We start from the raw sequence: 14,005 nt of genomic DNA on the forward strand, positions 1-14,005 counted from the left end.
GCGTCCCAGACCTCTAGCGCATGTTGCAGCCATTGTGAATCGCCCACGGGCCATTCACGGCCGCGATCACAGGAAACTCTGGGGATCGATGTCGAGCTGAACGCTGATCGAGCCGCGCTCCTTCGGGCCGGCGGCAATCATTGCCTTGACGAAGGCCTGCATGTCGCTGTTGCGGCGCCCGTGCACCAAAAGCCGGAACCGATGGCGGCCGCGGATCAGCGCCAGCGGCGCCTCGGCCGGACCGAGGATCGAAATGCCATCGGTGCGCGGCGCTGCACTTCGAAGTCCGCGGGCGTGGGTCTCGGCATCCTGGCGCGTATCGGCCGATACGATCAGCGACGCCAGCCGGCCGAACGGCGGCAGCAGCGCCTTTTCGCGCTCGGCGATCTCGCGGTCGTAAAAGGCATCCGCATCGCCCGAGACGATCGCCTGCATCACCGGGTGCTGCGGCTGGTAGGTCTGCAGCAGGCCGAGGCTCTTCAAACCCGTTCGGCCGGCGCGCCCGGTCACCTGCGACAAGAGCTGGAACGTGCGCTCCGCCGCTCGCGGATCGCCATTGGCAAGCCCGAGATCGGCATCGATGATGCCGACCAGCGTCATCAGCGGAAAATTGTGGCCCTTAGCGACAAGCTGCGTGCCGATGACGATATCCGCTTCGCCACGCGCAATCGCCTCCAGCTCCAGCCGTAGGCGCTTCACGCCCATCAGATCGGAGGAGAGCACGATCGTGCGCGCCTCTGGAAAATGGCGCTCGACCTCTTCGGCGATGCGCTCCACACCCGGACCGCAGGCAACCAAGTGATCGAAGGTGCCGCATTCCGGGCAGGCCTCGGGTGTCTTTTCCGCATAGCCGCAATGGTGGCACTGGATCTGGCCGCGGAAGCGATGCTCGACCAGCCAGCTCGAACAATCAGGGCACTGGAAGCGATGGCCGCAGACGCGGCAAAGGGTCAGCGGCGCATAACCGCGCCGATTGAGAAACAGCAGCGCCTGCTCGCCACGCTCGACGGCCTTGCCGATCTGGTTGATGAGAACCGGCGACAGGAACCCGCCGCGCGCTGGCGGATGCTGGCGCATGTCGACGACGCCGAGCCGCGGCAGCGCCGCATCGCCGAAGCGGGTCGGCAGATGGATCGGTTTATAGCGACCAACCTCGCCATTGACCCGGCTTTCGACCGATGGCGTTGCCGAAACAAGCACCACCGGAAAACCGGTGATGCGCCCGCGCACCACGGCCATGTCGCGGGCATTGTAGAACACCCGGTCCTCCTGCTTGTAGGCGGGGTCGTGTTCTTCATCGACGATGATCAGGCCCAGTTCCTCGAACGGCAGGAACAGCGCCGAGCGGGCACCCGCGACCACGCGCACCGTGCCGGTCGTCACCTGCCGCCAGACTTTTTCGCGCGTCCGCGGCGCGAGATCCGAGTGCCACTCGGCCGGCTTGCTGCCGAAGCGATCCTGGAAGCGTTCGAGGAAGCTTGCGGTCAGGGCGATTTCGGGCAGCAGGATCAGCACCTGCTTGCCGGCCCTGAGCGTCGCGGCAATCGCTTCGAAATAAACTTCGGTCTTGCCCGAGCCGGTGATGCCGTCGATCAGCGACACCGAAAACCCGCCCTGCTCGACAGCGGCCAAAAGGTCGGCAGCCGCATCCTTCTGCGGTCCTTCGAGCCGGTGGGCGGCGAATTCCGGGTCGGAAGCCGCTACTACAGGCGGCGGCGCCATGAAGACGGTCTCGAAGACGCCCTGCTGGGCAAGGCCGTCGATGACGCTCGATGACGCACCGGCCGCATGGGCAAGGCCCGAACGGGTCCAGGCAAAGCCGTCGCCGGCCGCTGCGATGACACGCTCGCGGGCCGTCGTCATGCGCTCCGGGCGCATGTCGGTCAGCCGCAGCGCCTCTACCATCGGTTCCGGATCGAAGGCCGCCGGCGCGCGCAGCGCCATGCGCGCCACCAGACCTGGCGGCGTCACGGTATAGGTCGCCACCCAGTCGAGAAAGCTGCGCATGTCGGGCGTCAACGGTGGGCAGTCGAAGACCTTTTCGATCGACTTCAGCTTCTTCGGATCGACGCTGCCATCATCATCGCCATCCCAGACGACGCCCACGACCAGACGGGGGCCGAGCGGCACCTGGACGATCGAGCCTGGCTCGACCGCCATGCCATCAGGCACCGCGTAGGAATAGGCCTTCGAGGCCGGCATCGGCACCAGAACTGGCACGACGCGACGGCCGGAAACAGGCCCGAATAAATCGGTTGAATCGCGAGTCATTTTGCCGTGACCTTGCCACGTGTTTCGGTTAAAGAAAACTGCGCTGCGAACCGCAGCCTTGCCGGCGCAGGGTTTCTCACGGTTCCACCAGAGTTTCAACGCGCGCGTTCTCTGCCAAAGGAATTCCTCCCGGTAGATATGCGCCCGAACGGCAATCGTGCCCCAAGGGAGTGACCCCATGAAATTTTTCGTTGATACCGCCGACGTCAAGGAAATCCGTGAGCTGAACGATCTCGGCCTCCTTGATGGCGTGACCACCAACCCTTCGCTGATCCTCAAGTCGGGCCGTGACATCACCGAAGTCACCAAGGAAATCTGCGGCATCGTCGAGGGCCCGGTTTCGGCCGAAGTGACCGCCACCGAATACGCCGAGATGATGAAGGAAGCGGCCGTTCTTTCGAAGATCGCCGACAACATCTGCATCAAGCTGCCGCTGACGCTTGACGGCCTCAAGGCCTGCAAGGCCCTGACGTCTGACGGTCATCAGACCAACGTGACGCTGTGCTTCTCGGCCAACCAGGCGCTGCTTGCCGCCAAGGCCGGCGCGACCTTCGTTTCGCCCTTCGTCGGCCGCCTCGACGACATCGCGTTCGACGGCATGGACCTGATCCGCGAAATCCGCCACATCTTCGACAACTACGGCTACGAGACCGAAATTCTCGCCGCCTCGATCCGCACCGTGAACCACGTCAAGGAAGCTGCCCTCATCGGCGCCGATGTCGTCACCGCACCGCCGGCAACACTGAAGGCACTGGTCAAGCACCCGCTGACCGACAAGGGTCTCGAAACCTTCCTCGCCGATTGGGCGAAGACCGGCCAGAAGATCGCCTGATCTTTTCGCGATAAAGATTCGAAGGCTCCGCAGCGATGCGGGGCCTTTTTTATGCGTCATCGTCGTCCATCAGGCCGGTGAGCCGCATGCCGTCGATCCAGGTGGCGCTGTCCTTGCGGATCACCCGGCGGGCGCGAACGCCGCAACGCTCGCGGATGGCATCGGCCAGACGCTCCGAATGGGTGACGATCCAGATCTGGCTGTCGCGCGAAGCACTGGCGATCATGTCGGCGAGCGCCGGCAGCATATCCGGATGCAGGCTGGTTTCCGGCTCGTTGAGCGCGATGAAGGGCGGACGGCGATAGGAAAGCAACGCTGCCGCAAGCGCCAGAAACCGCATCTGCCCGTCAGACAGCTCACGCGTCGAAAACGGCCGCTGCGGGAAATCGGGAAAGACCAGCGAGAATTCAGCAAACTGACCCGGATGCGGCACGTCCAGATAGGCGCCGCCGAAGGCATCGGCGATGGCGCGGTCGAGATCGACGGTGTCCTCGCGGGTATGGCGCAGTGTCGCAAAGACCGCCGCCATGTTGGTACCGTCCTCGTCCAGCATCGGCGCGGTGACCGCAAGGCACGGCAGGCGCAGGGGTGAATCGCGATCGGTGCGGAAGCCGTGGAAGAACCGCCACTGATCGACGGCCCGGCGGAAGGTGCCGATCTCGGGATAGTGCCCGGCATCGCCCAACAGCGCGATGGCCGTCTCCGATTGCAGCGCCTGCTCGGGATAGTCCTCCATCCGCCCGCGGTCGCCGCGCACGAAGATGCCGGGACCGGCGCGCTTCATCATCGTCACCGGACGTCGTCCGGTCTCGACGCTCAGCTCTTCTTCCTTGACCTGCGGTTCATAGGCAAATCCTGCCGCCGCCTTTGGCGGACGCAAGCCGGCTTCGATCCTGTAGCGGAAGGTGATGGCCCGCTCCTCGTCCATCAACTCCGTCTCGAGCCGGATGCGCGCCGGTTTGTCGGCCCGTCGCCGACCGCTCCAAAGTGCGGACGACATGCCGCCCTCCTTGGCGATCTCATGGGCAAGGTTGCCGCGCACAGCCGCCTGCACCAGTTGCAGCGCGCGATAGAGATTGGATTTGCCGACGCCGTTCTCGCCGATAAACAAATTGACACCGGTCAGATCCATGCGGATCGACTTCAGGGAACGGTAATTTTCGGCGAACATCGAACGAAGCAGCATAGCTCTGCTTTAGCGCATTCCCGCCATCACATGAAGGGATCAGCAGGCAACGGAAGCGCGCACCATCGGCCGAAACACCGCATCGGCGTCGCGCGCCAGTTCGGACACCGTGTGACGTTCCAGTGCCTTCGTCACGTCGACAGCGTCCCCGTCCAGCGCCTCTGGCGCAATGAGGTTGCCGATGCGGAAATCGAAGAGGTCACCCTTCTTGTTGAGCAACTCGTGGAACACCGTCATGTCGCGCAGTTCGGTCGACCACTTGGCAAACCAGTAGAACAGGCCGGAGTTGCGCGCGCTCATATGAACCGGCAGGATCGGCAGGCCGTATTTGCGCGCAAAGCCGACCGCCGACGTCTTCCACGGCCGCTCGTTGAGACGGCCATCGGCCCAGTAGGCGATGCGGCCGGAGGGAAACAGCACCGTCGCCTTGCCCTCGCCGATCGCTCGGTTGGTCACCTGCAGCGTTTCACGGGCCTTGAGCTTGCTCTTGTGCTCTTCGCGCCATTCGACCGGAATGACCATCTCAACGAAACGCGGGTTGACGCGGATCGCGTCGCGGTTGGCGAAGAACATCATGTCCGGCCGCCGCGTCTTCAGGAGATCGAAGACGGCGATGCCGTCGGCAATCCCGGTCGGATGATTGCTGACCAGCAGGAACCCACCCTTGGCAGGAATGCGCTCGGCCCTATCGACACGCACGTCGAGTGAGAGAAGCGAACTCAGATGCTCGAAGGCATGGAAGCCCGGCACGTTGGCCACGGCGTCGGCGAATTCCAGCGCCTTTCGGTAGTTCAGAAGCGTGTAGAGAAAGGGCCGGATAACGGGCCACATCGGGCTCCTGACGATCCTCTGGCCGCGTTCGGCAATGAGTGTATCGACGATGTGGCCGGGCTGCCCTTGCGAGACCAGGGCGATCACTTCAGCAAAATGCGCGAATCCGTTCACCGAATCCCGTCCCGCCATGGTTTCATCCGATTCTTTGCGGCTGAACATCGCAACTCAATATGATCGAAGGATGACAAAATCCAAGGCTACGTTAGCAAAAACATAAGAGGCTTCAGGGCATTGTCGATGACCGACCACCTTGGAAAGCGACAATGAACGAGCTGCTCGTCATCGGCCATCCAGACCTGCTTGCAGAGCGCCAGAGATGGCTGCAAGGGCTCTTGCAGGAGCGCCGCCTGTCCGACAATACCGTCGACGCCTATGAGCGCGACACGCGACAATTCCTCACATTCCTCACCGGCCATCTCGCCGGCCCGCCCCGTCTTTCAGACATCAGCACATTGCGGCCGGCCGACCTTCGCGGCTTTCTCGCCCAGCGTCGCAAGGGCGGTGCGGGCGCGCGCACGCTCGGCCGGGGCCTAGCCGGCCTGCGCTCCTTTCTGCGCTATCTCGAACGCATCGGACTTGCCAATGCCGCCGGTGCCGCGGCCGTCCGTTCGCCGAAGCAGCCGAAATCGCTGCCTAAGCCGCTGACGGACCGCGAGGCACTCAATGTCGTCACGACGGACGCGCAGCTTGCCGAAGAGCCGTGGGTGGCCGCGCGCAACGCCGCCGTGCTGACGCTGCTCTACGGCTGCGGCTTGCGCATTTCCGAGGCGCTCGATCTGACGCCGGGCGATTTCGCCGGCACGCCATCCTCGCTGCGCGTCACCGGCAAGGGCGGCAAGACCCGCATCGTGCCGCTCATGGCTGTGGCGCGCGACGCGGTCGCGACCTATCTCAAGCTCTGCCCCTACCATGCCGGCGCCGGCGAGCCGATGTTCCGCGGCACGCGCGGGGCGAAACTTCAGCCGGCCATCATCCAGCGCGAGATGCAGAAGCTGCGCGGCGCCCTCGGCCTGCCCGACACGGCCACGCCGCATGCGCTGCGCCACTCCTTCGCCACGCATCTGCTGGCCGGCGGCGGCGATCTCAGAACCATCCAGGAACTGCTGGGCCACGCCAGCCTGTCAACGACACAGGTCTATACCGGCGTCGACTCGACGCGGCTGCTGGAGATCTACGACCGGGCTCATCCGCGCGCCTGAATTTGGGCGGAGGGGCAGGTTAACCATACCTATTAAGGAAGCCGTGACCAACGAAGCGTAGGGTCCGCTAGACTCGGCAGAACATTAGGAAGTGATCATGTATTCGATCGCCAAGCCCGCCCGTAACCTCGCGGCCAGGGCCGCCGATATGGCCCTCTGGCTGATCGCGCTTATCCATCTGCTGCTCGCGGCCAGCCTCATTGCGATGGTCGCCTCGATCTCGCAGGCGCACGCCGCGACCGAAGCCATCTGCGGCGGTACGAACATCATCACCGGTCTCGAAAAAACCGACCCCGCAAAACTCGCCAGGCTGAAAGCCGAAGCCGACGCCATCCCGAACGGCAAGGGCATATTCTGGAAGATCGAGAAGGATGGCATCGCCCCCTCCTGGCTGCTCGGCACCATGCATGTCACCGATCCGCGCGTACTGGCGATGCCAACGGGTGCCGCCGATGCCTTCGCCACGGCATCGACCGTCATCATCGAATCGGACGAGATCATCGACGAGAAAAAGTCGGCCGCCGCCATCCTGATGCGGCCCGACCTCACCATGTTTGCCGATAACAAGACCATCAACGATTTTCTCAACCCTGAAGACCGCGAGCGGCTCGAACGCGGCCTCAAGGAGCGCGGCATACCGCTGACGCTGGTTGCCAAGATGAAGCCCTGGATGATTGCGAGCTTCGTCGCGCTGCCCGCCTGCGAGATGACCCGCAAGGCCGCCGGCGCATCCTTCCTCGACAAGAAGCTTGCCGAAGACGCCGTCAGCCACGGCAAGACGCTGAAGGGGCTTGAAACCCTCATCGAGCAGTTGGCCGCAATGGATTCGCTGCCGACCGAACTGCACCTGCGCGCCCTCATCGAGACGCTCGCCCTTGGCAAGACGATCGACGACGTGCTCGCCACCACCACCGACCTCTACCTCTCCGGCGACACCGGCATGATCATGCCGATGATGAAGGCCGTTTCTGAAGATGTGGCAAGCGAAGACGCCAGCTACGCCGACTTCGAACAGCGCATCATTATCGATCGCAACAAGACGATGGCGACGCGCGCCGAACCGATCCTCGGCAACGGCAACGCCTTCATGGCGGTCGGTGCCCTGCATCTTGCCGGCGACGAGGGCCTGGTCGAACTGCTTAAGCGCCAGGGCTTCTCCGTCACCCGCGCCAACTGACGGACCGGCCGGCAGGGATGCCGGCCACGGGCGCGTTCCGTCTTCAAGCTCCTGAATGTTTCCTTAAATCCTATTCGATTTAAGGAAACATGCAGAAATTCAAAGTGCTACAGCGACCTTTGCGCGTCTAATAAGACGCGCGGCGCTGTGGTGTTGACACAAGAGCCGGTCCCCAAGTCTGCCGCCGCGGCATGATCGGTCTCTATCCTCGACAGGCGCGGCGGTGTTGCCGCTCAGCCAGGCGGGCTCGCTGCGCCTGCCAGCAGCGTCGGCACGATGACCTTGTGAAACGGCATGACGGCCGCCAGGTAGACGCGCCCGAGCGTGTTGTGACGCCGGATCAGTGTCGTCATGCCGATGATCTGGTTGACGGCCGATCCCGCCCTGACGTCAACGACGATGCGAAAATCGAGATGGGCATCGTTGAAGCCGAGCACGACCTCATCGTCGCTTCGAGACAGAACCGGAAACGGGCCGATAAGGCCAAACTTGCCCGGTGAAGGCGCCTCCGACTTGAGGCCGGCCACCGATACCACCCGGTTGCGAAGCTTAAGCAGGGTGCGGACCCAGGCGGGCGAATTGCCGAGCGAGCGCTCGGCCACCTCGATCGCCGTCAGCCCCTTTCCGTTCAGGGCAAGCTCGAAACGATCAGCCCAATCGGCATCCGGCAGATGCGGGCTCGGCAAAAGAACGGTGGCGGGTCTAGGTTTCATGATCCCTCGTGGCGGCAGCCAGAGCAATTCCAGGAAACGTGTGAAACGGTTTTCCCGGGAATTGCGCAATTGCCAAGAGCGACGGCTTTCCGTCGCAAGCGCATGGGGTCGATGATCGCGCCTAATGTCGGCGCAAGACAGGGGGCCGCTTGTCGCAGCCCCCTGCCAAATCGTCACATATGGATCGGCTTGAAGAAGGTCGACAGCGCCGCTTCCTTGACCGCTTCCGACATGGTCGGATGCGCATGGCAGGTGCGGCCGAGATCTTCCGACGAGCCACCGAATTCCATCAGAACGGCAATCTCGTGGATCATCTCGCCGGCGCCGAAGCCGACGATGTGGCCGCCGAGAACCCGGTCGGTTTCCTTGTCGGCGAGGATCTTGACGAAACCATCGGTCGCCTGCATCGCCCGCGCACGGCCATTTGCCGTGAACGGGAACTTGCCGACCTTGTAGGCGACGCCCGCTGCCTTCAGTTCTTCCTCGGTCTTGCCCACGGAAGCGACTTCCGGCTGGGTGTAGACGACGCTGGGGATGACGTCGTAGTTCACGTGGCCGGCCTGACCTGCGAGGATCTCGGCAACCGCAACGCCTTCGTCTTCGGCCTTGTGCGCCAGCATCGGGCCGCGCACGACGTCGCCGATGGCGTAGACGCCGACAACGCTCGTCTGGAAATGGTTGTCGATCTCGACGCGGCCGTGCTTGTCCATGACGACACCGGCTTTGGCAAGGCCAAGACCGTCGGTGTAGGGCTTGCGGCCGGTGGCAATCAGAACGACATCGGCATCGAGCGTCACGGCGTCACCGCCCTTGACAGGCTCGTACGTCACCTTGGCGCCCTTGCCGTCCTTGACGACGCCGGTCACCTTGGCACCGAGCTTGAACTCCATGCCCTGCTTCGCGAGCATGCGCTGGAACTGCTTGGAGACTTCGCCGTCCATGCCGCCGAGGATCGCGTCGAGATATTCGACCACGGTCACCTTGGAGCCGAGACGGGCCCAGACCGAGCCGAGCTCGAGGCCGATGACACCGCCGCCGACGACGATCATGTTCGCCGGCACCTTTTCGAGCGCGATGCCGCCGGTCGACGAGATGATCACCTTCTCGTCGATCTCGACCGACACGCCCGGGATGCCAGCAACGTCGGAGCCGGTGGCGATGACGATGTTCTTCGTCTCCAGGACCTGCTCTTCGCCCTTGTCGTTGGTCACCGAGACCTTACCCTGGCCGAGCACCTTGCCGGTGCCCTGGATGCCGTCGATCTTGTTCTTCTTGAACAGGAAGGAAACGCCCTCGACGTTGGACTTAACCGTCGCGTCCTTGTGCGCCATCATCTTTTCGAGGTTGAGCTTCGGCGCGCCGACTTCGACGCCGAGCGTATCCAGGCCGTGGCCGGCCTGGTGGAACATTTCCGAAGCGTGCAGCAGGGCCTTCGACGGAATGCAGCCGATGTTGAGGCAGGTGCCGCCATAGGTGGCGCGCTTTTCAACGACGCCAACCTTCAGGCCGAGCTGTGCCGCCTTGATAGCGCAGACATAGCCGCCCGGGCCGCTGCCGATAACGATGAGATCATAAGCCATTGGATTATCCTTCCTTCAGGGACGGTTACCGTCCGCCGCTGACATTGAGAATGGCTCCCGTCACGTAAGTCGCCTTATCGGACAGGAGGTAAAGAACCGCATCCGCCACTTCCTCGGCCGTGCCGGGTCGCTGGACGGGGATGGTTGACGCGAGATCGCGTGCCCGGTCCGGCAGGCCGCCGGACGCGTGGATTTCGGTGTCGATGATGCCGGGGCGAACCGCGTTGACGCGCACGTTCTCGGTGGCGACTTCGCGCGCAAGACCGATCGTGAACGTGTCGATCGCGCCCTTCGAGGCGGCATAGTCGACATATTGCGCCGGGGAGCCGAGTTCGGCCGCAACCGACGAGATATTGACGATCACGCCGCCCTTGCCGCCGTGACGCGTCGACATGCGGCGAACGGCTTCTGCGGCGCACAGGATCGAACCGGTCACGTTGATGCGGAACATCCGCTCGAGCCGCTCAACCGACATTTCGTCGATGCGCTGGGTCGGGCCGACGATTCCGGCATTGTTGACCAGCCCGTCGAGCCGGCCGAAAGCCTTGTCGACGGCGGCGAACATCGATTTGATGTCCGCATCGGACCCGACGTCGCCCCTGACCGCGACCGCCGAGCCGCCGCCCTTCCGGATCGTGGCCACGACCGCATCTGCCGCCTCGGCGTTCGATGCGTAGTTCACGACGACGGACCAGCCGGCTCTGGCGGCGCCGAGGCAGACAGCTGCCCCGATGCCACGGCTGCCGCCGGTGACGAGAACAACGGGCGCAGCACTCATGCGGCGCACCCCTTGAGAGTGAAGGCGTCCCAGCTGTCTGTTTCGGCCTTGCCCTTGCCCCAGGCGCTCGACGCGCGAAGGGCGGGGCCGAAATCCGGCAGCAGGATCTGGTGTGCAGCCGGCGCGGTTTCGGCCGGAATCGCGTCGATCGCACCCGTCTTGCCGACGGAATAGACAGGCCCCTGCCAGACGGTGCATTTGCGAAGCTCTTCGCCGGTGACGTCACCGGTGGGGCACTTGTGCATGACGATGCCGGTCGCGCGTTCCGGCTCGCCGGAAGGCATGACGACACCGTCGAGCAACAGGCCCGGTTTCAGAACCGCGATCTTGAAAAGATTGCTCGTCACCGCACTTTCCGATCCCACCGGCTCGAAGCGCAGTTCATAGGCGCCGTCGCGGTCGCCATAGATGGCGCGCGCCTGGCTGCATTCCTGGCCAAGCGCCGGCGTGGCGACCACGGCGCCGAGTGCAGCGACGAGCAGAGAGCGGACAATGACCATGATCAGACGGCCTTCTCGGTCGCGAGCTTCAGGCCGAGCGCGATGAACACCAGGCCGCTGGTGCGGTCGATCCACTTGCTGGCGCGGGTGAAGGCGGTGCGCATGCGCGGCGTGGTCATGAACAGGCTGACGCCGACGAACCACAGGATGAGGCAGGTTGCCATCACCAGCCCGTAGCCAAACTTGATCATGATCGGCGTGTGGGCGCCAACGACCGTCGAGAAGATCGACAGGAAGAAGAACACCGCTTTCGGATTGAGCGCATTGGCCGCAAAGCCGAGGCCGAACGCCTTGATCGCGGACTGGCTCCTTGCCGGTTCGCCTGATGGTGCTGCGTCGACCGAAATCTCCGTCTGGCCGGCCCGCAGCGCCTTGATCCCGATATAGATCAGGTAAGCCACACCGCACCATTTGACGATGTTGAACAGATAGATCGACTGCGAAATGATCAGCCCGAGACCGAGGATCGTATAGGTCACGTGGAACATCAGCGAGCTGCCGATACCGAAGGATGTGATGATCGCCTGACGGCGGCCATGGACGATCGACTGGCGCATGACCATCGCCAGATCGGCGCCGGGCGAGACGATGGCGAAGGTGAAGATCGCCATCAGCGATGCGAGTTCGAAAAGATATTGGCTCATGATTGTGCGACCGGTGCGTTGAAGGCCCAGACGTGGCCGAAGGGATCCCTGATGCGCGCATAACGCGCCTGCCAGAACGTATCCTGCGGCTCCAGAACTGTCGATGCCCCGGCCGCCATGGCCCGGACATAGGCCGCATCGACATCGCCCGCTTGAGGCAGGTTGATGCTGATCGCCACGCCGGTGCCGCCGACGGTCAGCGGCGACAGCACGCTGCCGCCGAATTCGGGAAACTCGTCATGCATCATGACCTCGCCGCCGAACAGCGCCAGGTTGGCGTGCATCACGCGCTTGCCGTCTTCGGCCATCTGATGGAACGTGTTCACCGCACCGAATGCCTTCTCGTAGAAGGCGATTGCCGCCAACCCGTCCCTGACGCAGATGTGTGCCTGGATAGGCGGTACGTCGGATCCGAATGCCATGTCGTGCTCCTCCGTCTAGAGCATTTCCAGGAAAAGTACGAAGCGATTCCGTCAGGAAATGCGTAAAAACAAATAGATAGAGCGTTTCCAAGACTCCGTTGAAAAACGGAAACGCTCTAGACGAGAATACCTGCCAGCATCAGTATGAGCCCGGCGGCAGACACCGTCCACACAGCCGAGCGGACAAGCCCGAGACCGCCGATATAGATCGGCAGATAGGCGACCCTTGCCCAGAACCAGATCATCGCGCCCCATTGGCTGAGCGCGTCGCTTCGACCCGAAAACTCGATCACGACGGCAAGCGCAATGAAGACCGGATAGGTTTCATGGAAGTTGCGCAGCGCCCGGGTGGCCCTTCCCGTGAGGACGTTCGGCTCGGGCGCCATATCCCGATTGGTGTCGGCTTCGATGATGCCGTTCTGCAGCCTATAGGTTCCCGCCTGCGCCATTACATAGACGAAGGCGAGGACGGCACTCCAGAGCAGGTAGGTCAGTTCCAGCGACATCAGGGGATCCGGAAAGAACGGGCCGGAGAAGGAAACGGGGGCTGCGATTGCGCCCCCGTCATTGCCTTAGAGATCGAGAACCAGACGTTCCGGATCCTCGAGGCTGTCCTTGACGCGGACGAGGAAGGTAACCGCTTCCTTGCCGTCGACCATGCGGTGGTCATAGGACAGCGCCAGGTACATCATCGGACGGATGACGATCTGACCGCCGACCACGACCGGACGGTCCTGGATCTTGTGCATGCCGAGAATGCCCGACTGCGGCGCATTCAGGATCGGCGAAGACATCAGCGAACCGTAGACGCCGCCATTGGAGATGGTGAAGGTGCCGCCCTGCATGTCGGCCATGGAGAGCTGGCCATCGCGAGCAAGCTTGCCCAGGCGGCCGATGTCCTTCTCGATCTCGGCGATCGACATCTGGTCGGCATCGCGAACGACCGGTACGACAAGACCCTTGTCCGTGCCGACGGCGACGCCGATGTGGCAGAAGTTCTTGTAGATGACGTCGGTGCCGTCGATCTCGGCGTTGACGGCAGGGATTTCCTTCAGCGCATGGGTGACGGCCTTGGTGAAGAAGCCCATGAAGCCGAGCTTCACACCATGCTTCTTCTCGAAGATGTCCTTGTACTTGTTGCGCAGGCTCATGACCGCGCTCATGTCCACCTCGTTATAGGTAGTGAGCATGGCGGCGGTGTTCTGCGCATCCTTGAGGCGACGGGCGATCGTCTGGCGCAGGCGGGTCATCTTGACACGCTCTTCACGAACGACGTCCTCGGTAGTCGACGGCGCGCGGGCCTGGACCTTGACCGGCTCGGAAGCGGCCGGTGCCGAAATGCCCTTGGCGACCGCGGCGAGCACATCACCCTTCAGGACCTGGCCGCGCTTGCCCGAACCATCGACCTGGTCGGCCGAGAGGTTGTTTTCGGCAAGCAGCTTGCCGGCGGACGGAGCCGGCGGCATCGACGATGCAGCCGGTGCGGCAGCGGCAACGGCGGGCTGGGCAGCCGGAGCGGCAGCAGCCGGCTCGGCCTTCTTCTCGGCAGCAGCGACTGGCGCGGCCGCAGCACCGGAACCAGCAGCGATCTGGCCAAGCAGCGCACCGAGACCGACGGTTTCGCCGGCCAGGGCAACGATTTCGGAGAGAACGCCGGCCGAGGGAGCCGGAACTTCGATCGTCACCTTGTCGGTTTCGAGTTCGAGCAGCGGCTCGTCTGCCTTGATGGCATCGCCGACCTTCTTGAACCAGGTGCCGACGGTCGCTTCACTGACGGATTCGCCAAGGGTGGGAACGCGGATTTCTGTTGCCATGATTTTTGTTCCGTTGATCAGATATCTGTTTCTATCGATTGGCTCGGCGCCAAGG

At 63.4% G+C, this 14,005-nt stretch carries 14 protein-coding genes; 3 read left to right on the forward strand and 11 right to left on the reverse strand.

All coding sequences use genetic code 11. From position 1 onward, the window contains the following. Nucleotides 1-66 precede the first annotated feature (66 nt). Nucleotides 67-2,271 (reverse strand): primosomal protein N', encoded by a 2,205-nt coding sequence (locus ASD00_RS29605; protein WP_057210889.1) that lies wholly within the window; start codon nucleotides 2,269-2,271, stop codon nucleotides 67-69. A 178-nt stretch (nucleotides 2,272-2,449) separates the two neighbouring features. On the opposite strand from ASD00_RS29605, the gene fsa reads away from it, so the two are divergent. Beyond that, nucleotides 2,450-3,103: a fructose-6-phosphate aldolase gene (gene fsa, locus ASD00_RS29610; protein WP_025425070.1), complete on the forward strand. Its 654-nt coding sequence runs from the start codon at nucleotides 2,450-2,452 to the stop codon at nucleotides 3,101-3,103. Between the two features lie 49 nt (nucleotides 3,104-3,152). Here the strand turns inward: fsa and ASD00_RS29615 are convergent, their stop codons facing one another. Together ASD00_RS29615 and ASD00_RS29620 are read right to left on the reverse strand one after the other, a co-directional pair. Next, nucleotides 3,153-4,289 carry an AAA family ATPase gene (locus ASD00_RS29615; protein WP_025425071.1) on the reverse strand — a complete coding sequence of 379 codons (1,137 nt, stop codon included), beginning with the start codon at nucleotides 4,287-4,289 and terminating at the stop codon, nucleotides 3,153-3,155. Nucleotides 4,290-4,328: 39 nt separating this feature from the next. Further along, entirely contained in the window at nucleotides 4,329-5,252 is a 924-nt protein-coding gene (locus ASD00_RS29620) for a GNAT family N-acetyltransferase (protein ID WP_025425072.1), read from the reverse strand. A 134-nt stretch (nucleotides 5,253-5,386) separates the two neighbouring features. On the opposite strand from ASD00_RS29620, the gene ASD00_RS29625 reads away from it, so the two are divergent. Next, on the forward strand, nucleotides 5,387-6,322 hold the full coding sequence (locus ASD00_RS29625) for a tyrosine recombinase XerC (protein WP_025425073.1): 936 nt from the start codon (nucleotides 5,387-5,389) through the stop codon (nucleotides 6,320-6,322). A gap of 97 nt (nucleotides 6,323-6,419) precedes the next feature. Then, the gene (locus tag ASD00_RS29630; RefSeq protein ID WP_025425074.1) at nucleotides 6,420-7,499 is read left to right on the forward strand and encodes a TraB/GumN family protein; all 1,080 of its coding nucleotides are present in this window, start codon (nucleotides 6,420-6,422) and stop codon (nucleotides 7,497-7,499) included. 233 nt (nucleotides 7,500-7,732) lie between these two features. Here the strand turns inward: ASD00_RS29630 and ASD00_RS29635 are convergent, their stop codons facing one another. The 8 genes from ASD00_RS29635 to odhB all read right to left on the reverse strand — a co-directional run bounded on the left by ASD00_RS29635 (nucleotide 7,733) and on the right by odhB (nucleotide 13,950). Continuing rightward, nucleotides 7,733-8,212, reverse strand: coding sequence for a DUF2867 domain-containing protein (locus ASD00_RS29635; RefSeq protein WP_057210891.1), 480 nt, complete (start codon nucleotides 8,210-8,212; stop codon nucleotides 7,733-7,735). Between the two features lie 173 nt (nucleotides 8,213-8,385). Further along, the gene (lpdA, locus tag ASD00_RS29640) at nucleotides 8,386-9,792 is read right to left on the reverse strand and encodes a dihydrolipoyl dehydrogenase (RefSeq protein WP_025425076.1); all 1,407 of its coding nucleotides are present in this window, start codon (nucleotides 9,790-9,792) and stop codon (nucleotides 8,386-8,388) included. Between the two features lie 25 nt (nucleotides 9,793-9,817). Next, nucleotides 9,818-10,570, reverse strand: coding sequence for an SDR family oxidoreductase (locus tag ASD00_RS29645; RefSeq protein WP_025425077.1), 753 nt, complete (start codon nucleotides 10,568-10,570; stop codon nucleotides 9,818-9,820). Continuing rightward, nucleotides 10,567-11,070 carry a hypothetical protein gene (locus ASD00_RS29650; protein WP_025425078.1) on the reverse strand — a complete coding sequence of 168 codons (504 nt, stop codon included), beginning with the start codon at nucleotides 11,068-11,070 and terminating at the stop codon, nucleotides 10,567-10,569. Before ASD00_RS29650 ends, ASD00_RS29645 begins: the two co-directional genes overlap by 4 nt. 2 nt (nucleotides 11,071-11,072) lie before the next feature. Further along, nucleotides 11,073-11,714, reverse strand: a complete 642-nt coding sequence (locus tag ASD00_RS29655; protein ID WP_025425079.1) for a LysE family translocator — start codon at nucleotides 11,712-11,714, stop codon at nucleotides 11,073-11,075. Continuing rightward, nucleotides 11,711-12,136, reverse strand: a complete 426-nt coding sequence (locus ASD00_RS29660) for a VOC family protein (protein WP_025425080.1) — start codon at nucleotides 12,134-12,136, stop codon at nucleotides 11,711-11,713. Before ASD00_RS29660 ends, ASD00_RS29655 begins: the two co-directional genes overlap by 4 nt. Before the next feature lie 116 nt (nucleotides 12,137-12,252). Continuing rightward, nucleotides 12,253-12,642, reverse strand: coding sequence for an MAPEG family protein (locus ASD00_RS29665; protein ID WP_025425081.1), 390 nt, complete (start codon nucleotides 12,640-12,642; stop codon nucleotides 12,253-12,255). Between the two features lie 66 nt (nucleotides 12,643-12,708). Beyond that, complete coding sequence (gene odhB / locus ASD00_RS29670; protein WP_025425082.1) at nucleotides 12,709-13,950, reverse strand: 2-oxoglutarate dehydrogenase complex dihydrolipoyllysine-residue succinyltransferase; 1,242 nt, start codon at nucleotides 13,948-13,950, stop codon at nucleotides 12,709-12,711. Nucleotides 13,951-14,005 lie beyond the last annotated feature (55 nt).

The sequence above is a fragment of the Ensifer sp. Root31 genome (assembly GCF_001424825.1).
In the GTDB taxonomy this organism is placed as follows: domain Bacteria; phylum Pseudomonadota; class Alphaproteobacteria; order Rhizobiales; family Rhizobiaceae; genus Ensifer; species Ensifer canadensis.